At 51.3% G+C, this 17,955-nt stretch carries 20 protein-coding genes; 9 read left to right on the plus strand and 11 right to left on the minus strand.

Annotation, left to right across the window (positions count from 1 at the left end):
• Positions 1-39: 39 nt before the first annotated feature.
• Positions 40-582, minus strand: a complete 543-nt coding sequence (locus JYB63_RS02735; RefSeq protein WP_205656272.1) for a GbsR/MarR family transcriptional regulator — start codon at positions 580-582, stop codon at positions 40-42.
• Positions 583-717: 135 nt separating this feature from the next.
• Here JYB63_RS02735 and JYB63_RS02740 point away from each other — a divergent pair, with 135 nt between their 5' ends.
• The 5 genes from JYB63_RS02740 to JYB63_RS02760 all read left to right on the plus strand — a co-directional run bounded on the left by JYB63_RS02740 (position 718) and on the right by JYB63_RS02760 (position 2,988).
• Complete coding sequence (locus JYB63_RS02740) at positions 718-1,125, plus strand: VOC family protein (protein ID WP_205656273.1); 408 nt, start codon at positions 718-720, stop codon at positions 1,123-1,125.
• Positions 1,126-1,156: 31 nt separating this feature from the next.
• Complete coding sequence (locus tag JYB63_RS02745) at positions 1,157-1,873, plus strand: pseudouridine synthase (protein WP_205656274.1); 717 nt, start codon at positions 1,157-1,159, stop codon at positions 1,871-1,873.
• Positions 1,863-2,279: a GNAT family N-acetyltransferase gene (locus JYB63_RS02750; RefSeq protein ID WP_205656275.1), complete on the plus strand. Its 417-nt coding sequence runs from the start codon at positions 1,863-1,865 to the stop codon at positions 2,277-2,279. The genes JYB63_RS02745 and JYB63_RS02750 overlap by 11 nt, the downstream gene beginning before the upstream one ends.
• A 79-nt stretch (positions 2,280-2,358) precedes the next feature.
• Entirely contained in the window at positions 2,359-2,655 is a 297-nt protein-coding gene (locus JYB63_RS02755; RefSeq protein WP_205656276.1) for a DUF1330 domain-containing protein, read from the plus strand.
• Positions 2,656-2,658: 3 nt separating this feature from the next.
• Positions 2,659-2,988: a hypothetical protein gene (locus tag JYB63_RS02760; protein ID WP_205656277.1), complete on the plus strand. Its 330-nt coding sequence runs from the start codon at positions 2,659-2,661 to the stop codon at positions 2,986-2,988.
• Between the two features lie 43 nt (positions 2,989-3,031).
• On the opposite strand, the gene JYB63_RS02765 is transcribed toward JYB63_RS02760, so the two are convergent.
• A complete protein-coding gene (locus JYB63_RS02765; RefSeq protein WP_205656278.1) occupies positions 3,032-3,706 on the minus strand; it encodes a DJ-1/PfpI family protein in 675 nt (224 codons plus the stop codon).
• Between the two features lie 22 nt (positions 3,707-3,728).
• Positions 3,729-4,163 (minus strand): carboxymuconolactone decarboxylase family protein, encoded by a 435-nt coding sequence (locus JYB63_RS02770; RefSeq protein WP_205656279.1) that lies wholly within the window; start codon positions 4,161-4,163, stop codon positions 3,729-3,731.
• Positions 4,164-4,269: 106 nt separating this feature from the next.
• On the opposite strand from JYB63_RS02770, the gene JYB63_RS02775 reads away from it, so the two are divergent.
• The 3 genes from JYB63_RS02775 (at position 4,270) to JYB63_RS02785 (ending at position 7,431) form a co-directional block, all read left to right on the plus strand.
• Positions 4,270-5,217, plus strand: coding sequence for a LysR family transcriptional regulator (locus JYB63_RS02775; RefSeq protein WP_205656280.1), 948 nt, complete (start codon positions 4,270-4,272; stop codon positions 5,215-5,217).
• A gap of 160 nt (positions 5,218-5,377) precedes the next feature.
• Positions 5,378-6,592 carry an S-methyl-5-thioribose kinase gene (mtnK, locus tag JYB63_RS02780; RefSeq protein WP_205656281.1) on the plus strand — a complete coding sequence of 405 codons (1,215 nt, stop codon included), beginning with the start codon at positions 5,378-5,380 and terminating at the stop codon, positions 6,590-6,592.
• 50 nt (positions 6,593-6,642) lie between these two features.
• Entirely contained in the window at positions 6,643-7,431 is a 789-nt protein-coding gene (locus JYB63_RS02785) for an autoinducer binding domain-containing protein (protein WP_205656282.1), read from the plus strand.
• A gap of 228 nt (positions 7,432-7,659) precedes the next feature.
• On the opposite strand, the gene JYB63_RS02790 is transcribed toward JYB63_RS02785, so the two are convergent.
• The 7 genes from JYB63_RS02790 to trmJ all read right to left on the minus strand — a co-directional run bounded on the left by JYB63_RS02790 (position 7,660) and on the right by trmJ (position 15,062).
• Entirely contained in the window at positions 7,660-8,799 is a 1,140-nt protein-coding gene (locus JYB63_RS02790) for an HlyD family secretion protein (RefSeq protein ID WP_205656283.1), read from the minus strand.
• A gap of 2 nt (positions 8,800-8,801) precedes the next feature.
• Positions 8,802-9,149: a DUF3302 domain-containing protein gene (locus tag JYB63_RS02795; protein ID WP_205656284.1), complete on the minus strand. Its 348-nt coding sequence runs from the start codon at positions 9,147-9,149 to the stop codon at positions 8,802-8,804.
• Positions 9,150-9,175: 26 nt separating this feature from the next.
• Positions 9,176-9,853, minus strand: coding sequence for a DUF3313 domain-containing protein (locus JYB63_RS02800; protein WP_205656285.1), 678 nt, complete (start codon positions 9,851-9,853; stop codon positions 9,176-9,178).
• Between the two features lie 224 nt (positions 9,854-10,077).
• Positions 10,078-10,641: a hypothetical protein gene (locus tag JYB63_RS02805; protein WP_205656286.1), complete on the minus strand. Its 564-nt coding sequence runs from the start codon at positions 10,639-10,641 to the stop codon at positions 10,078-10,080.
• Positions 10,642-10,833: 192 nt separating this feature from the next.
• Complete coding sequence (locus JYB63_RS02810; RefSeq protein WP_205656287.1) at positions 10,834-12,429, minus strand: isocitrate lyase; 1,596 nt, start codon at positions 12,427-12,429, stop codon at positions 10,834-10,836.
• 681 nt (positions 12,430-13,110) lie between these two features.
• Complete coding sequence (locus JYB63_RS02815) at positions 13,111-14,271, minus strand: cupin domain-containing protein (RefSeq protein WP_205656288.1); 1,161 nt, start codon at positions 14,269-14,271, stop codon at positions 13,111-13,113.
• Positions 14,268-15,062 (minus strand): tRNA (cytosine(32)/uridine(32)-2'-O)-methyltransferase TrmJ, encoded by a 795-nt coding sequence (gene trmJ / locus JYB63_RS02820; protein WP_205656289.1) that lies wholly within the window; start codon positions 15,060-15,062, stop codon positions 14,268-14,270. The genes JYB63_RS02815 and trmJ overlap by 4 nt, the downstream gene beginning before the upstream one ends.
• A 233-nt stretch (positions 15,063-15,295) precedes the next feature.
• Between trmJ and JYB63_RS02825 the strand changes: the two genes are divergently transcribed.
• Complete coding sequence (locus tag JYB63_RS02825; RefSeq protein ID WP_205656290.1) at positions 15,296-16,246, plus strand: hypothetical protein; 951 nt, start codon at positions 15,296-15,298, stop codon at positions 16,244-16,246.
• A gap of 93 nt (positions 16,247-16,339) precedes the next feature.
• Here the strand turns inward: JYB63_RS02825 and JYB63_RS02830 are convergent, their stop codons facing one another.
• Positions 16,340-17,941 (minus strand): methyl-accepting chemotaxis protein, encoded by a 1,602-nt coding sequence (locus JYB63_RS02830; RefSeq protein WP_205656291.1) that lies wholly within the window; start codon positions 17,939-17,941, stop codon positions 16,340-16,342.
• Positions 17,942-17,955: the final 14 nt, after the last annotated feature.

Consider the following 17,955-nt stretch of genomic DNA (forward strand, 5'->3'; position numbering starts at 1 on the left):
TATCCGGGACCGGGGTAATACCCCGAGTCTTCTCGGACGTTATTTATTTAGGAGTCGGTCTTTGGCCTCAAGGATCTTGCTTAACCCGGAGCCCAGGGTCAGCAGGGTGGCCAGCTTGCCGGAAGACATGTTTTCCAGTTCGCCTGACCAGCTGGAAATCATTTCCATGAGGTCATGCATTTCGCGAATCCGTTGCTGGGCGTATACATCCTCAGATGAAGAGGGTTCCTGCACCAGGGCATCGCGTAATGAAGTCAGGGTAGGGTCAAGCTCACGTTTGCGGCGCTCAACCAGCAGAGTTTTGGCAATCTCCCAGACATCTTCCGGGGCGGTGAAATATTCTTTACGGTCGCCGGGAATGTGCTGCAGTTTAATCAGGTTCCAGGACTTGAGTTCTTTCAGTCCCATGCTGACATTAGAGCGGCTGATCTGCAGGGCTTCGCTGATCTGATCGGCGTTCAGAGGTGCTTCGGTTAATACGATCACGGCATACATCTGACCCAGGGTGCGGTTAAGACCCCAGCGGGAACCCATTTCACCGAAGTGAAGAACCAGTGACTGGCTAAGTGGCGTTAATTTCATCGGCTTTTGTCTTTTCTGAATTTTCAGTAATTTCTGAAAATTATAAATTTTAGTTGATCTGTGTCAATCAAAAACTGATAAGCTAAATTAATGACTGGCATAGAAAGTCGCTATTAAGGGCGAAAGGAGGCGGTAATGAGCAACAGTAATACGCGATCAGTGAATCTTTATGGCATACGGGTCTTTGTTGATGACTGGCCACTGGCCTGTGACTTTTACGAGCATAAACTGGGCTTAAAAGCAGAATACAAGAGTGTGGAATTCAGTTGGGCGGAGTATGCCACCGGGGCTGCCAAACTCTGTGTTGAGGGTTATGGTGAAGAAGAAACCTCAACCGGCGACCATCCGGATGAATCCGCAGAGCTGCTTGTAGGCCGGTTTTTAGGCGTGATCCTGCAGGTTGAAGACATCGCGGCCAGTTATTCAGACCTGTGCGCGAAAGGTGTTGAATTCACATCGCCCCCGGAAAAACAGCCCTGGGGCGGAAGTCTTGCGCACTTTAAAGATCCCAGTGGTAATATTCTCACCCTGATGAGTGAATAGGCTCTGCAATACATTTCCGGAAATTCAGTTAATGCGTCTCGACCGTTTCATACAACGTAATACCCTGCACGGTAAGCAGGCCTGCCGTGAGCTGATCACCGCCGGTTGCGTTCAGGTTGGCGGTGAGGTTTGCCGTGACCTGCACCGGGAGATTGATCCCTTTACCACCGTCTGCATCGGTGATGAAGTGCTGCAGCAGCGTCAGGCGCGCTACCTGATGTTGCATAAACCTGCCGGTGTAGTCAGTTCCACGGAACATGATGAGCATCCGACGGTGCTGGATCTCCTGCCCGAAGAGCTTCGGGGGGATTTACATCTGGCCGGGCGGCTGGATCTGAAAACCACCGGGCTGATGCTGCTAACCAATGACGGCGCGTGGTCCCGTAAGGTGACCCAGCCGGAAGAAAAAATACCTAAGGTGTACCGGGTTCAAACCAAAGATCCGGTTGCGCCGCAGACAGCAGAGGTCTTTACCCGGGGCATCTATTTTGCCACGGAAGATATCACCACCTTACCGGCGCAACTTGAAACCATCGACAGCCATACCTCCCGGCTAACCATTTATGAAGGACGCTACCATCAGGTGAAGCGGATGTTCGGGCATTTGCGAAACGAAGTGGTGGGACTGCACCGGGAAAAGGTCGGCCAGTTAAGTCTGGGGGATCTAAAACCGGGCCAGTACCGGGAACTCAGTGAGGTCGAAAGGTTACATATATTTAATCAGAGAGAGGTGCACAGTGATCCGTGATGCTACCCCTGATGATGCCAGGGTAATTCATTTGCTGACGTCTGATCTTGGTTATTCAACGTCTCTGGAGACGGTCAGCAGCCAGCTCGAGTATCTGTTGAGTACTGAAGAACAGAAGGTGCAATTATTTGAACATCTTGAACAGCCGGCGGGTTGGATACAGTTCGGCAAAACCTTCCGGGTAGGCAGTGACCCCTTTGTAGAGATCACTGGGCTGGTGGTCAGCAAGCGCTTTCGCCGGTTAGGCATTGCTACAGCGCTGGTGAATCAGGCAATGACCTACGCCGCTTCTGAGAATATGAAGCTGAGGGTGCGCTGCAACAGCCAGCGGGAAGACGCTCACCGGTTTTACCGGTCACTGGGATTTACCGTTAACAAACAACAAACAGTTTTTGAACTGGTCTGACGTTTTTTAAGGACGGAGCTTTTAAGAAGAAAGTTTTTAGGACAAAGATTTTAAGGACAAAGCTTTTAAGGAAAAGCATATGTACGAAATGCTGATGGCGATGAACATCACCGATGACGAGAAGTACACAGCCTACAGAGCAGCCATGACTCCGGTGCTGCATGCCCACGGGGGGAGCTTTGGCTACGACTTTAAAGTGTCTGAGGTACTGATCAGTGAAACACCGGAGCCGGTAAACCGGGTGTTTACCATCCGTTTTCCGGATACAGCGGCCAAAGATGCGTTTTTCAGCAATGCAGATTATCTGCAGATCAAAGCTGAGTACTTTAATGTGTCTGTATCGGCGGTCACCATGATCGCCGATTATCAGAAATAAGCCGTGGAGATTTTAGCAGCACTGCAGGTGCTTGCCGTTTACGGTGAACAGCAGGATCAGGCCTTCGAAGCACTGATTGATAGCCAGGATGGCGCTTTACATCTGGTCAGTCTCAAAGATGTTTACACAGTGCTGGACCGTTACCTGTCCGGCTCGCTTACTGAGGATGATCTGGAAGACTGGGCCATGCTGCTGGACAGCAGGGATGAGTTTGATTGCAGTACCGTTGAGGATTACATCTACGCGCTGAATAATCCGGACCTGATGGGCGGCATCAGCCATAGTGCAATTGCGACCATGGCTGATTTGGTCCGGGAGCAGCTAACCGGCTGAGCCTGGCTTTATCTGGCTCATGGTCAGCTGCTCAGCTTGTTTCTCAGAAATACACCTTGTCGGAAAAGCGGTTGTACTGGATGGTGTCGGCCACTTCTTCAGCCTTGGAGCGGGAGGTCATTTTGCTCAGCAGCATCAGTGCTGCCTGATAGCTGACCAGACTGCCGTTTGAAGTAATAACCCGGCCATCAATCACCACATTGCTGTCGAACTGAACGTCCACCTTTGGGTAAGCATCCTGAAGGTCAGCTTCGCCGCCCGCCCAGGTGGTGGCTTTTTTGCCGTCCAGAATGCCTGCTTCACCTAGCAGAAATGATCCGGAGCAGTTACTGGCCATCCATTCAGCCGATTCGGCCGTGTGGCGGATGTAACTGATCAGTTTTGGATCATCCAGCAGCGGGTCCATGTCATAGCTGGAAGGGACGATCAGCACATCAACTTCAGGGTTAGCGCCGATCCAGCTGTCAGTCTTTAGCATCAGGCCTTCTTCAGTGGTAATGCTGTCGGTATCTTTTACCGCGATCACAACCGGGGTGTAGTCGCTGAACCAACTCTGGCGACTGGCGACGCCGAATACTTCCAGCGGGGCGGTAATGTCGGATGTAAGGACGCCGTCAAACACCAGTATGCCGATCTTCTTATCTTCCGCGGACACTGACTGGCTTAAAGCGAGGCAGCTAACAATCAGTAAGCATGCCGTACGTATTAGGGTTTTCATAGTAATTCTCCTGTCAGCCTGTTCAGTGTTCCATACCGGTTGCGATTGCTATGCGGTTCCAGCCATTAATGAGGCTGACTTGCATAATGCAGCGGGCCAGCAGGGGTTCACCCAGCGTTTCCAGTGCATCCAGATAGGTGGTGGTTTTGAGGCCTTTGAGATGTATTTGAGTGACCTCATCGGTCAGTGCCAGCACGGCCTGTTCCTGTTTGTTAAACAGAGAGGAGGTGGTCCAGGACTCAATGGCGCTGATTTTGGCTTCACTGAAGCCCAGTTCCTGTGCCCATGGCATGTGCATTTCCAGACAGTAACGGCAGTTGTTGATCATCGATGCCCGCAGTTTGATCAGTGCCCGCAAGTCATCGGGAATCTGGCTTTCTGCCACGGCTGTCTCAAGGTTGAGCATTGCTTTGAAGGCTTCGGGGGCCTGTTGCTGAATGTTCAGACGGTTACTCATAGTCGTACTCACTATTTGTCAGTTATTGAATTGCAAACAGTGTATGAATTACCGTTGAGTGGAAAAATATCTTGTCTGGCATTTAATTAATGAATAATCTTCATTAATGGATAAGTTTAATTCGCTTAAAATGTTCCTGGCCGCCCATGATCACGGTTCGTTCGGGGCTGCGGCCAGTGCGCTGGGTACAGATCCCTCGACGATCAGTAAGGCGATTACCCGGCTTGAAGAAAGCCTTGAGTATCAGCTGTTTTACCGGTCTACCCGTAAGCTGCAGATTACCGAAGCAGGCAGGACCTATCTGGAAACGGTCAGGCGGGTACTGGCGGAGCTGGATACCTGTGAGAACCAACTGCTCAGTGACAATGAGACGCCGTCCGGTACGCTCCGGCTGAATCTGCCGGTCTCTTATGGCCGCAGCAATATTCTTCCCCTGTTATCGGCGTTCTGTCGTCAGTATCCGGACATAAAGCTGCATGTGACCTTCTCTGATGAATACGTCGACATTATCGAACAGGGCATTGATATTTCCATTCGCAGCGGCACTGTTGCCGACAGCCGTCTGGTGATGCAGAAGCTCAGTCCGATGGACTTCCTGATAGTGGCTTCGCCGGAATACCTGCAAGAAAACCCCATATCCGGGGCAGAGCAGCTGGCGGAACACCCCTGGGTACGCTTTAAGTTTAAGCAAACCGGTAAACTGATGCCCATGCTACTGGGCAGTGGCGATAAGGTGCCACCGGCTTTAGAAGCCTGCAGTGATTATGTGGTGGATGACGGCAAGGCGCTGGTGGACTTGTGTGCTGCAGGACTGGGCCTGATGCAGGCCCCGCATTTTGTACTCAGAAAAGCGTTGCAGCAGGGCAGGCTGGTCTCTCTGTTTCCTGCCACCGAGGCTGAAGGGTTCAGTGTGTGTATGCTTTATCCGAAACGGCGTTTTCTGCCGGCAAAGGTGGCGGTATTTATTGAGTTTGTGAAGCAGTCACTCAGTGATATGAATGAGACTTCCGGTCATACCTGGGCCAGAGACATTCACCCTATACTGAAATGGTGAGCGGGTTTTAGTGATGTGAATGGTGTGGTTCAACAGGTGTTTGCCGGGGCTGTTATTGAAGCACATAAGCATAGCGCCAGAATCTATGGGTGAGCGGTTCCATCTCTCAGACTGATTTGTAACAATGCAGTAACTTTTTTGGAATAACGGACATATAACTATGAGTTTTAAGCAGTTTTCCACTGATCAGGATGTCATTGACTTTGTTCAGACCCACACCGCTGTGTTTAATAACAGCCCTGATCTGACGGTGACCGAGATTGGTGACGGTAATATCAATTTTGTCTACCGGGTGGATGACGGCAACAACAGCCTTATTGTTAAACAGGCATTGCCATACATTCGGGTTATCGGTGAAGCCTGGCCGTTGTCTCAGGACCGTATCCGCATCGAAGCCAAAGCATTAAAACAGAGTGAAGCATTTTCGCCGGGCAGTGTCCCGGAGGTGTATCACTATGATGCCGCCAGCTGTGCAATCATCATGGCGGATATCGGCCATTATCAGAACATGCGTGAAGCACTGATTGGACGGCGACCGCTGCCGGGTGTTGCCGAGGAGCTGGGCGTACTGCTGGCCCGTAATCTGTTTTACTCATCGGACTTTTATCTGAGCAGCAGTGCCAAAAAGACCATGGTGCAGGAATTCATTAATCCGGATTTATGCCAGATCAGTGAAGAAGTGTATTTCTGGGACCCGTTCTGCGACCACGAACGCAATAACGTGAATCCGCCGCTGGCTACTCGTGCCGCGCAGTGGTGGCAGGATGATGAATTGAAACAGGCCGTTGCCCGCCTGAAAATGAAGTTCCAGAATCAGTCACAGGTTCTGCTGCACGGTGACCTGCATACCGGTTCGGTGTTTGTTGATCCGTCGGCGGAAAACAAGGTGAAAGTCATTGATCCGGAGTTCGCCTTTGTGGGTCCGGCGGGCTTTGACCTTGGGGTATTGGTGGCAAACTATCTGCTGAATCTGGCAGGGCAGGCCCGCGCTGCCGGTGATCCTGCTGAGCGTCATGCTTATCAGCAAGCACTGCTCACTGATCTGAATACCCTGTGGCAGAGCCTCACGGAAAACTTCCGCAGCCTGGCGGCTGACCATACCCAGGATCCCTGTTTGCAGGGTGAGGCCATAGTTGATGCCTGGCTGGCTGAACTGCTTACTGACAGCCTTGGGTTTGCCGGTGTGGAAATGACCCGGCGGACACTGGGTGTTGCCCATGTGGCGGATGTTGAGCAGATCGAAGATGAAGTTGCCCGTGCCGAAGCGCAGACAATGTGCCTTGATATTGCTGATCTGCTGATCAAGCACGCTTCTCAGTTCAGCGGCATGCCGGTGATTACTGCGGCGGTTGCGGAACTGAGTTTTTGCCGCTGAACGAAGCGGTAACTGTTCCGGTGTTATGAAGCCCTGTTGGCAGATCGTTAATGGATAACACCGGAACCTCTCCTCAGTTAAAGCTTTTGCTGGCGGATTTCGTCCTGGGACTGGAATCCGCCAGTGATGTACAGGCCTGTTTTGATTTGCTGGCTAAAACCAGTGAAACTCTCGGGTTTTCCGGGCTGGTTTACACCTCTATTGCTACCGGCGTAGCGCCCCTGGAAGCCCGTGGTCCGCTTTTTTTCCGTTCTGACGGGTTCAGTGACGCGTTTCTTAGCCATTATCAGGAAGCGGATTTTGCCAGTCAGGATTTCACCATCAAACGGATCATGGATGATGATCTTCAGGCCGTGAACTGGTGGCGGGAAGCCGGTGCCGGACGGTTGTCTGCAGATGAGCAGGAAGTCATTGATGTGGCCCGTTATGATTACGGCATGACCCATGGTTTGTCGGTGCCGTTGCTGAAAAACGATCATCATATGGCGGGCTGCAGTGTCGTCAGTGATGATAATAATGAAACCTTCAGCCAATTGCTGGATGAGCGGCTGGGGCTGCTTAAAACCATTCTGCGGCTGTTTCATGACCGGGTCTATGCAAGTCCTGAGTTTCAGGCGCAGCTATATCTTCCTCTGTTGCAGCAGCTAAACAGTACTGAAAGAACCGTATTACGGTTTCTGGCCAGCGGTCTGCCACTCAAGTCTATTGAAGCCGTGGCAGGTATCAGCCCCAGTTACGCCGGGAATGTACGTACGGTGCTGTTCCGTAAGCTGGGTGTTAAGAACGTTTCGGAGTTGGCTTACATTGTCGGGCTTCACCGGATTCTGGACCTGCTGTAAGCCGACTTTCTGCATACCTGTTTCACATTTATTTCGTGCTGCCAATGTGAAAATTGTCACACTGTTCCCACAGGGTAAAACCGGTACTATACAGCGCATACGTCGTGGAGAGATTTCCGCTGCAACAGGCAGGGATGCGGGGACTGCACGGGGACGTAAGAAGGGAAGCGACTGCGGCGCCCGGAACATGGAGTTCCGGGCGCCGTTTTTTATGGGTGTCAGAAAGGATTATTTAACCGGGAAGACGTAGTTCAGCCAGCCAAGCATACGCAACAGTACTTTGCGCATCACCGCGACATGGGTGAACTGATCCGAATAGATAACCATTTTTCCCTGTACACCAAGGGGCAGGTTGTATTTGTTCAGGTCTTCCTCACTGACTTTCATCAGCGCAATTGCCCGGCCGTGACGGCTGATTTGGTTGGCAGACAACAACTCACCGGAAGCCTGATACTGGCCTTCACTCATTGCCGGCAGGACGCTGATAACTTCCCCTTTAAACACATGTCCGGGGACAGCGTCCAGAATCATTTCTGTTTCAAATCCGGGCTTCATCATGCTCAGTGAGTTTTGCCAGAAACTGCCGGCGAATACCCGGTCCTGATCAGGAATAAAGACCATTGCCGGTCTCAGCGGCAGGGGAACCGCCATGACGCCAGGCTTCAGGGCTATCTGGGTGGCAATGCCGTCGGAAGGGGCTCTGACAACGGTGCGTTCCAGGTCGTAGCGGGCGGCTTCAAGCTTGTTCTCCAGCTCAATCACCGCTGTATTCACGCCGTTAATATTTGACTCATAGGCGAGGGTAACCCGTTGCAGATCCGCTTCTGCAGCATCCGCACTGGCTTGCGCAGCGAGGTACATTTGCCGGCTGTCGTCTACGGTTTGGCGGGCGAATGCGGCGGCATTGTTTTTACTGCCTTTGCGGTAACGGTTATAGGCCGTGCGGGTACGGTCCCGTTCTGCCAGTGCCTGTTCGACCTTGGCTTTGGCAAACTCTATCTGCGCACCTAACTGACGGGCGTCCTGCCGGGCTTCAACCAGCGACGCTTCCAGTTCACTGACTTTCAGCTGATAGGGCTTCGGGTCGACGGTAAACAGGATGTCATCTTTCTTTATAGGTGTATTGGGCGTTACTTCTACGGTCTGAACGATGCCTTTAACCGGCGGCACGATAGGTACAACGGCGTATATTTCTTTACTGAATTTTGCATAGGGATGATTAAAGTTCATCAGTAAAATCATAGTACCTAACAGGGCGATGCCACCGAGGATTGCGGTGGGTACACTCCATTTATTCAGCGGGATTTTGAACAGCTTAAAAATAAGCACACAAAACCCTGCGTAGATCAGGATAATCAGCAGATCCATATTCAGCGCTCCTGTTGGTCTTTAAGCTGGCTAAGCTGTTGCTGAAGGTCGGTCAGCTGTTGCTGCACGCTGGCCAGATCCGCATGCTCCGCTGTTTGTCCTTCAGTGTGGCCGTGCTTAAATCCCCAGCCGCGGTCTTCGCGGTACAGGGTTGACCAGATCCAGAGGAAGGGCCACAGAACATGCAGCGTGAACAGGCTGATCCAGCCAGCCACATGGATGGCATCCTGATGGGGATGATTGCGGTGAACAGCGATCTCATAGGGGATGTCGTGAATCACAATCACCGCATAGAACACAAAAATGCCTACAAAAAAGATCAGAAATAAAGCGGCATAATCCAGAAACATATTACTCTCCTTGCTGAATGGCTCTGTTACTGATGGGCCAGATCCCAGTTTCTGCGGAAACGTTTCACCCAGTAGTCGAGTGTCTCATCCAGAGACTTAATATCTGAGGCGCCGGTATTAACCGTGGTTTCATCGCTGCTGCGCTGATCTACCATGGCAATAAGACGGTCACCGGTAACGGCGTCATAACCTTCCGCCTCCAGGCTGGCTTCATAAAAGATTTCTTCCTGATCCTGAATACTGTTGGCCAGGTTCTGACCGGCACTGATCAGCAGGGCAATCGGGATGTAGCCAAGCGCGCCGCGCTCAGGGGATTTTTTCTGCAGGCCAGTAAGTGCCATGCGTACGACCAGCACGTCTTCAGCGGCAACATCGACAACCGGATATTGTGGCTCAAATTCAGCCCTGAACTTTTCTTCAAGGCGGGAGGTGATATAGGCGAGTTCTTCGGGGTTGATGCCTTTGTATTCGGCGTTTTGTGAGTACCAGACTTCAATGGGCAGAAGCATGATTTTGTCGTACTTCTTCAGCGTATTCAGTTCGCTGCCAGGGGGTAGATAAACCTTGGCACCGTCGCTCCAGCTGCGGTCTTCAAAGCCGTCATAGTTACCAAGAAAGCCTGAGCCTTTAACAGCATTGCCCTGACAACCTGATAGAAGTGTCACTGAGAATAGCAGTGACAGTACTGCACAGATGTTTTTCATAGAATATTCCCTTATTGATATGCACTCGTTTGAGTATAGGAAGGAATATTTAATAAGATCAGCGATTTACAGAACAATTTCACCGTAATGGGTAAATGGTAGCGCGGGCAGATTTTCGAGAGTTTTGTGGTAGGAGGAAATAAAAAAGGGCAGATATAATCTGCCCTTGTTCAGGGTGTGCCGCCTACCCGGTTCACCCTGAATACGGTCATGCCAGTGGCATGTTATTCGGTGATAAGTGCGATACTGGCTGTATCAATATCCGCATCGTAATAAGCCATACCCAGCTTGTTCAGGTACTCCATACGGTCGGCACTCATCAGGTCAATTTCCGGCGCGCTGAGGTTGTTCGCTTCATAAACAGCAGCCAAGAATGCCATGAATTGTTCGCCTTCTTCTACCAGCAGCAGGCTGGCTGCGCCAACATCCGGGCGTACTTTGGCGTTCAGTTCATCGCTGAAATTAACGCTGAAAACCACCGGCAGCTCGTCACCTTCAATGCGTACGCTGCGGTTTCTGACGGTTTGCTGAGCCCAGTAGAACGCCAGTTCTTTACTCTGGGTTAAAAATACTGGTTCAACGGATTCTGTATAGCTGTTACCGATGGTGGCCATGGTCTGCTTAGCGGCGGCTTTAAGTGCTTTATCACCGGAACGTTTCAGGCCCTGCTGTCTGATGGAATCAACCAGTGCTGATGATGTGCCGTGGTACCAGGTGTTGCTGGCGGTAAATCCCTGTTCGGTTAACAAGTCCTGTGCATCTTTAAGGAAGGCTGGTGTATCAGTCATATTCGAAATCACTTAATCAGTTGCAGTAAAAAGCAGCCTGGAATCTTACCGTAAAATGCGGTCTGTTTCTGTTAGCGATTGGCTAACCGGCCGAAAAAAAAGGCGGCACCCCGGGGAAGGGTGCCGCCTGTTCATCCGAAGATGGACGTTGCCCTGAAAGAGTAACTCTGGTCAGGGCTTTCTAAGCAGATCTTAGCTGAACTGGTTAGAAGTGTTTTTAGCACCACCGGCTTTCAGAGCGTTCTCACCAGCGTAGTACTCTTTGTGATCATCGCCCATGTCGGAACCGGCCATGTTCTGGTGCTTAACGCAAGCGATACCCTGACGGATTTCTTTACGCTGTACGCCAGCAACGTAGCCCAGCATACCCGCATCACCGAAGTACTCTTTCGCCAGGTTATCAACTGAAAGGGCAGTTGTGTGGTAAGTCGGCAGAGTGATCAGGTGGTGGAATACGTTCGCTTCACGAGCAGTATCCGCCTGGAAAGTCTTGATGCGTGCATCAGCCGCTGCAGACAGTTCAGAATCGTCGTAGTCAGCAGACATCAGGTTAGAACGGTCGTAAGCAGAAACGTCCTTACCTTCAGCAGCCCATGCATCGTAAGTCTGCTGGCGGAAGTTCAGTGTCCAGTTGAAAGAAGGTGAGTTGTTGTACACCAGCTTCGCATCCGGGTGAACTTTACGAACTTCGTCCATCATGCCCTTGATTTCGTGAACTGTAGGTACTGCAGTTTCGATCCACAGCAGGTCAGCACCGGCGTTGATTGCTTCAACACAGTCGAATACGCAACGCTCGTGGCCAGTACCCTGACGGAACTGGTACAGACCGGAAGCCAGACGCTTAGGACGAACCAGCTTGCCGTTACGGCTGATCAGTACGTCGCCTTCAGCAGTATCTTCTGGTGCAACTTCTTCAACGTCCAGGTAAGAGTTGTAGATGTCACCCTGGTCGCCTGGCTCTTTAACAACAGCGATTTCTTTAGTCAGGCCAGCACCTTCAGAGTCGGTACGTGCAACGATAACACCGTCATCGATACCCAGTTCCAGGAACGCGTAGCGAACAGCGCGCAGTTTAGCGTGGAAGTCAGCGTGAGGTACGGTTACTTTACCGTCCTGGTGACCACACTGCTTCTCATCAGCAACCTGGTTTTCGATCTGCAGACAGCAAGCACCGGCTTCGATCATCTGCTTAGCCATCAGGTAAGTTGCTTCAGCGTTACCGAAACCGGCATCGATGTCTGCAACGATAGGTACAACGTGAGTTTCGTGGTTGTCGATAGCAGCCTGTACTTCAGCTTCTTTCGCTGCATCGCCAGCTTCACGTGCTTTGTCCAGTTCACGGAACAGACCACCCAGTTCACGTGCATCAGCCTGACGCAGGAAGGTGTACAGTTCTTTAACCAGGCTCGCTACAGAAGTCTTCTCGTGCATAGACTGATCCGGCAGAGGGCCGAACTCAGAACGCAGCGCTGCAACCATCCAGCCAGACAGGTACAGGTAACGGCGCTCAGTGCTGCCGAAGTGCTTCTTGATAGAGATCAGCTTCTGCTGACCTACGAAACCGTGCCAGCAGCCCAGAGACTGAGTGTACTTGGTCTTGTCTTTGTCGAACTCAGCCATGTCGCGACGCATGATAGCCGCAGTATATTTAGCAACGTCCAGGCCAGTCTTAAATTTGTTCTGTGCACGCATACGCGCTGCTGATTCCGGGTTGATAGCATCCCAAGGGCTACCAGCTACTTCTTTCGCAGCAGCAACTGCTTGAATGTTTTCTTGATATGTAGACATGACCAAACCTTCTATTTTTATCGCTAAAGTTTGAAATAAGTCCCCGTTCCACCGATGTCACAGCCTCTCATGTAACACCGGTGAAACGTTGACTAGCACTCGATTCAGGACGCCACTATGGGGGAGGAGAGTGGGCCTGGTCAAAGGATTTTTGTGCAGAGCAATATAGCTGTAAATATACTACAAACAGTGATTTACACTGCCCGGTAAAAAAACTACAGAGCGTTTGCGGTATAAAAAAACAGAAAAGGCACGTTTAATCAGGGCTTCAGTGCCGGTTATATTTTGATCACCGACTTTGGTGTAATAGAAATCCGGTGATTTTTATCTGTTATTACAAGAATATAAAGCAGGCTTTTAATTCCAAAATTTTATAAGCGTTTTCTCACTACATTTTTGGAAAAACCTGTTAACTGTCGACAGAGATAAAAAACGATTTTTAATCAAAACTGAGTTTTGAAGTGCAAATAGACTGTTTTTAGGCGATTTAATGTCTAAAAATCCATTATCTTGTATTTGGTGGTAATTTAAATATCAATATTGTCGACAATCCTGGTGTGTTTTTATGGTTTTTCGCGCTTAAAAACACTGATTGTTGACAACTGTGCTGCTGACACAAAAAAGCCTGCACGAAGGCAGGCTTTAACATCGGGTACTTATAAAAAAGTATAACTACAAAGGCTATTCAGCCAGATAAATGCTGCCCCGGTTATAGAGGCTCACCAGTAAATCAAGCTGATCATCAGACCACTTACCCTGATTGATGATCAGGTTCGGGGTTTGGCACAGCAGTTTAGCCAGTTGAATGCAGCCGCCATGACATGGATATGTCTGACCATCAATAAACAGCAGTACTTCACCGTTACTCTGTTCAGTGAAAGATACCCGGCTGCCTTCGTTACGCACGAATGCCAGTTCGCTCTGGGCGAGGGCATCGGCCAGCTGCTGGCTATCGATTTTGTCTTCCGGGCTGTGGTCCAGTTCCGGGTATTTAGGATCCGTGACGTACTCGCCAAACCAGGTGGCCAGTTTTTGCTCATCGTTCAGGAATGCACTGAAGATGTTGCGTACCTTTTCCAGTGCTTGCGGGGTAATTTCACCGGGGTGTTCCTGTACGGTCAGTTCAGGATCTGCATAGCGGGATTCTGAGGTCAGCTGCTCACCGACATAATCCGTAAAGCCGCGGAGGATTTCTGCCTGCGACGGTGCGCGGAAACCCACGGAGTAAGTCATGCAATCATCGGTAACCGCTACGCCGTTGTGGCCAACCTGTGGCGGCACGTAGAGCATATCGCCTGGCTCCAGTACCCAGGTCTGTTCCGGGTGCCAGTCAGGGATGATCATTACCGGAGTATCGTCCCGGCGGGGAGAGTGCTGATCGAAATGTCCGCCCACTTCCCAGCGCCGTTCACCCTGTGTCTGGATCAGGAATACGTCGTAGTTGTCGTAGTGGGGGCCAACACCGCCGCCTTCACTGGCAAAGCTCACCATCAGGTCGTCGTAGCGCCAGTTAGGGATAAAACGGAACTGTTCTACGAGGTCTGAAGCTTCCGGTACCCAATTGTCGACGGCCTGAACCAGCAGGGTCCAGTGGCTGTCCGGTAGTTCTGAAAACATCTCTTCATTAAAGGGACCATGTTTCAGTTCCCATGAATCGTTATCCGGGGCGGTAATCACCAGTCTTGATTCAACGTCTTCTTCGCAGGCCAGGCCTGCCAGTTCGTCGGCGTCTACCGGCTGCACAAAGTCTTTGTATGCTCCACGGACCAGCAGAGGCTTCTTTTGCCAGTATTCGGCAAGAAAGGTTTCGATGGAAATATCACCAAAAGGGGACTGGCTCATGACTTTGCTCCGTTGTCCTGATTGTTTTGTTGATGGCTGCTTTCGGCCGGGGTGTTGTCGGTGGGGAGAGTTTGCTCGGCACGGGCAGCGGTTTCATCCACCGAACGTAAAATGCCCCGTAGCATGTTCAGTTCAATCTGTTCCGGACGGCTGCGGTTAAAATAGCGGATCAGCTTTTTCATAACCTTGCCTTCATGCTGAGGAATGATGAAGCGGGTTTTGCGCAGGGCTGATTCCAGATGTTCGTAAAACAGCTGCATTTCTTTATGCAGCGGATATTCGGCAGGGGCTTCTTCTTTCTTGTCCTGCTGGCTGGCCTGCCAGATTTCATAGCACACCAGCTGAATAGCGGCAGAGACATTCAGTACCGGGTAGTCCGGATTGGCCGGAATGTAGACGTGATAATTACACTGTTCCAGTTCGTGATTGTGCAGGCCCATGGTTTCACGGCCGAAGATGATGGCGACTTTTCCGTTAGCCGCTTCTGATACAACTTTTTCACCGCAGGTGCGGGCATCAAAGATTGGCAGATCAAATGAGCGGTTACGGGCACTGGTGCCGATAACCAGCTGGCAGTCAGAAATAGCTTCTTCGAGGGTATCGACCACGGTGGCCTGATCAAGTACGTCTTTAGCGCCTGCGGCACGGGAATCTGCTTCTTCACTCGGGTAGATACGGGGTTCCACCAGATACAGCTGGCTCAGGCCCATGTTCTTCATGGCACGGGCAGCTGCCCCGATATTGCCCGGGTGGAAAGTGTTGATCAGTACGATACGAATGTTGTCCAGCATACAGCTATGAATCTCCGGAAAAGTCACCAAAACGCCCGTTCATCAGGCGACGGGTATTGTATTGCACTGTGCATGATAAATATATCGGTGTGGCGTCGTGGATCCGGAGTCTTTGATCTGTGACAGACAGATAAAATTAATACAGCTGTATGAATTTACTGTGTGTCGCCTTAAAATGCCGGACTTTCAATTGCTTATAACTGATCGGACACGCCAAACATAACGGAGATACTATGACTGCCCAGGCACTGCTTCAGAGAATGGACCGGATTAAACAGGCTGTACCCCTGCGCAGTGCTTTGTACAGAGTCATGGATGAGCTTTATGGCATGGCAAACAGCACTGCTTATTCGGTAACTTTCACTGCCGCCAATAACCCGAACACGGTGCCGGTCTATTCGGCAGAAGGCTATGCCGGCTATTCAGAAGACAGTGGGCATGAACTGGTAGGAGCACATGTGACGTTTAAGGATGACCTGCCCAGTTTTGTCCATGAGCTGACCCATGCCCGCTGTATTCAGTGCTATAAGTCTGAAACGGTTAATTATGCCCCCAGTGGCCCGAACACTGCGGTGATGACCTTCGGCAAGGGGGCGATGCCCGGTGCGCCTGCCCATACGGTTTCGTTGGTCGCGGAAAGTATCATGGCCCGCCGTAAGGCCTGGTACCGGCAGGACTATAAACTTATTCTGGAAGGGAATCTGACCCGCCTGAAAGCCATTGCTGAGGTGGAAGACTACGAGGATACAGAAAACAAGTTTATGACCCGTGAGCAGAAGCGTCAGCTTAAAGCCACGCCGACTAGTGTTGCGCAGATGAACGATCAGCAATCCCTGGCCCATGAAATGCAGTATCAGGGGCGGGTGGCAAAAACCCTGCGTACCTGGAAACCGGGCACCGAAAACACCCGGCGCTTACAAACCGAAGCAGAGCGCAAGAAACGCTGGATTCTGGAGCGAATTAACTACGGTAAAAATGGCATGGGCGGCCTGGGGGATGTGCATTTTGAATATGACACCGTTGTCAATCAGATGTTGGTACAGATGCATGCCTGGGGCTTTGATGATGACAGTGATCTGTTTGTGGCAGTGTCCGCTCTGGCGCAGGAAACCCATGAGCGGCGAATGAGTGCCATGGCGCCGCCACCCAATGCTATTCCGGGTCCACGGTCGGTACTGACCTGAGTGGTAACGCTTTAATAAAAACAAACCCCGCATAAGCGGGGTTTTTTTATGGCTGTTGAGCTTATTAAGCCCATTCGTTGAATAGTGGCGTTATCAGAGTTTGAATTGCGCCATATTGCCGGACACTTTAGAAAGGGCTTCTTCTAACGCTTTGCGGCCGTCCTGCAGGCTATGGGTTACGCCTTCAGTTTGGTCAGCAACAGTACTGACATTGCTCATGTGGCTGTTGATTTCCTGCATGCTGGTACGTTGCTGCTCCGTTTCACTGGAAATACCCAGATTAATGGATTCAATCGCAGCTGCATTTTCTGCCATGCTTTGCAGGGCGTCGCTAACCGCCTGGCTCTTACTGACACATTCCAGTGCCAGCTGCTGGCCCTGATCCATCACGGTACGGGTGTTCTTCACCCCTTGCTGAATATTGCAGACGGTTTGCTGAATATTCTCAGTGGACTGGCGGGTTTTCAGTGCCAGTGAACGTACTTCATCGGCAACCACCGCAAAACCCCGGCCAGCTTCACCGGCACGGGCCGCTTCTATCGCAGCGTTCAGTGCCAGCAGGTTAGTCTGATCCGCGATCACTTCAATCACCGTCAGCAGTTCGCTGATGGATTCGCTGGCGCTTTCCAGTTCTCGGGTGCTCTGGCTGGCATTGGCAACTTCCTGAGCCAGTTGGCCAATGCTACCGGCGGAGTCTTCAACCAGTGTCAGGCTGGAGCGGGTGTCGGTGTTAATCCGCACGGCCTGTTCTTTGGCATCGAACGAATGATCGGCGACCAGTTCAACGGTCTGATGCATCTGTTCAACGATGTCTGCGGTTTCGATCAGATGATTTTTCTGCTGCTTCACGCCTTCGCTGGTTTCTGCGGTGAGGTTACCCACTTCAGACAGGGTGTGGCTGGCCTGTTCAACGGAGTCACGGGTTTCGCTCACCAGTTGATGGATGCGGGCAATAAAAATGTCCACCTCACCGGCAAGCTGGCCTATTTCATCTTTACGCTTGAAACCAAGCCGGCGGGTCAGGTCACCCTTGCCATGGGCCAGATTTTTAACCGCGCTGAGCAGTTCACCTAATGGCAGGGTCAGGCTGCGGGCAATCAGCAGGGCAAGGATAATCCCGGTCAGACTTGTCAGGCCGAGAATGATGTTGTTAATGTTTTGCACCTGACGGGTATGGGCAATGGTTTGTTGCTTATGTTCGTTGGCAGCATAGAGGCTGCTTTCCACCAGTTTCAGCAGTTCATCCCCCAGTTGCATATCCAGCTGGTTAAGGATGCGCTGATCGGTTAGCTGGTATTGCTGGGCGCTGCCGATCCGCTGCAGGTTCAGGCGGTACCACTGGTCAGCCCACTGGCGCAGCTGAGCGGTTTCGCCCTGAACCATCAGTGCAGATGTTGCTGATACAGCCTGTTCCAGTTGTTGATTAAAGGTTTGCTGGTACTGGTTAAGGGTGTTTTCTGCTTCGCTGGCATCCATAAACTCGATACGGGCAAGCTGACGGTTAACCAGATCCCGGCTGTTTCTGAACGTATCCCAGGCGGCACGGCTCTGATCCACTGCAGTCAGCGGATGTTCAAAGGCTGCAACGGCTGTATTTCCCAGCAGGCCAAGCTGATAGCTTTGATACAGTCCCAGGCCGCTAAAGATGCTGATTAACAGGCCAAATCCGAGCCATAACTTATGTTTAATGGTCATTTGTCTGGTCTCCG

Origin of the sequence: Aliamphritea spongicola (assembly GCF_017051665.1) — a bacterium.
Taxonomy (GTDB): Bacteria; Pseudomonadota; Gammaproteobacteria; order Pseudomonadales; family Balneatricaceae; genus Amphritea; species Amphritea spongicola.

Excerpts from the sequence above, each read along its gene's own strand:
- JYB63_RS02775 (WP_205656280.1), top strand. The coding sequence starts at position 4,270 with ATGGATAAGTTTAATTCGCTTAAAATGTTCCTGGCCGCCCATGATCAC.
- JYB63_RS02770 (WP_205656279.1), bottom strand. The coding sequence starts at position 4,163 with ATGAGTAACCGTCTGAACATTCAGCAACAGGCCCCCGAAGCCTTCAAA.
- JYB63_RS02785 (WP_205656282.1), top strand. The coding sequence starts at position 6,643 with ATGGATAACACCGGAACCTCTCCTCAGTTAAAGCTTTTGCTGGCGGAT.
- JYB63_RS02740 (WP_205656273.1), top strand. The coding sequence starts at position 718 with ATGAGCAACAGTAATACGCGATCAGTGAATCTTTATGGCATACGGGTC.
- JYB63_RS02755 (WP_205656276.1), top strand. The coding sequence starts at position 2,359 with ATGTACGAAATGCTGATGGCGATGAACATCACCGATGACGAGAAGTAC.
- JYB63_RS02825 (WP_205656290.1), top strand. The coding sequence starts at position 15,296 with ATGACTGCCCAGGCACTGCTTCAGAGAATGGACCGGATTAAACAGGCT.
- JYB63_RS02745 (WP_205656274.1), top strand. The coding sequence starts at position 1,157 with ATGCGTCTCGACCGTTTCATACAACGTAATACCCTGCACGGTAAGCAG.
- JYB63_RS02800 (WP_205656285.1), bottom strand. The coding sequence starts at position 9,853 with ATGAAAAACATCTGTGCAGTACTGTCACTGCTATTCTCAGTGACACTT.
- JYB63_RS02735 (WP_205656272.1), bottom strand. The coding sequence starts at position 582 with ATGAAATTAACGCCACTTAGCCAGTCACTGGTTCTTCACTTCGGTGAA.
- JYB63_RS02805 (WP_205656286.1), bottom strand. The coding sequence starts at position 10,641 with ATGACTGATACACCAGCCTTCCTTAAAGATGCACAGGACTTGTTAACC.
- JYB63_RS02815 (WP_205656288.1), bottom strand. The coding sequence starts at position 14,271 with ATGAGCCAGTCCCCTTTTGGTGATATTTCCATCGAAACCTTTCTTGCC.
- trmJ (WP_205656289.1), bottom strand. The coding sequence starts at position 15,062 with ATGCTGGACAACATTCGTATCGTACTGATCAACACTTTCCACCCGGGC.
- mtnK (WP_205656281.1), top strand. The coding sequence starts at position 5,378 with ATGAGTTTTAAGCAGTTTTCCACTGATCAGGATGTCATTGACTTTGTT.
- JYB63_RS02810 (WP_205656287.1), bottom strand. The coding sequence starts at position 12,429 with ATGTCTACATATCAAGAAAACATTCAAGCAGTTGCTGCTGCGAAAGAA.
- JYB63_RS02765 (WP_205656278.1), bottom strand. The coding sequence starts at position 3,706 with ATGAAAACCCTAATACGTACGGCATGCTTACTGATTGTTAGCTGCCTC.
- JYB63_RS02790 (WP_205656283.1), bottom strand. The coding sequence starts at position 8,799 with ATGGATCTGCTGATTATCCTGATCTACGCAGGGTTTTGTGTGCTTATT.
- JYB63_RS02830 (WP_205656291.1), bottom strand. The coding sequence starts at position 17,941 with ATGACCATTAAACATAAGTTATGGCTCGGATTTGGCCTGTTAATCAGC.
- JYB63_RS02795 (WP_205656284.1), bottom strand. The coding sequence starts at position 9,149 with ATGTTTCTGGATTATGCCGCTTTATTTCTGATCTTTTTTGTAGGCATT.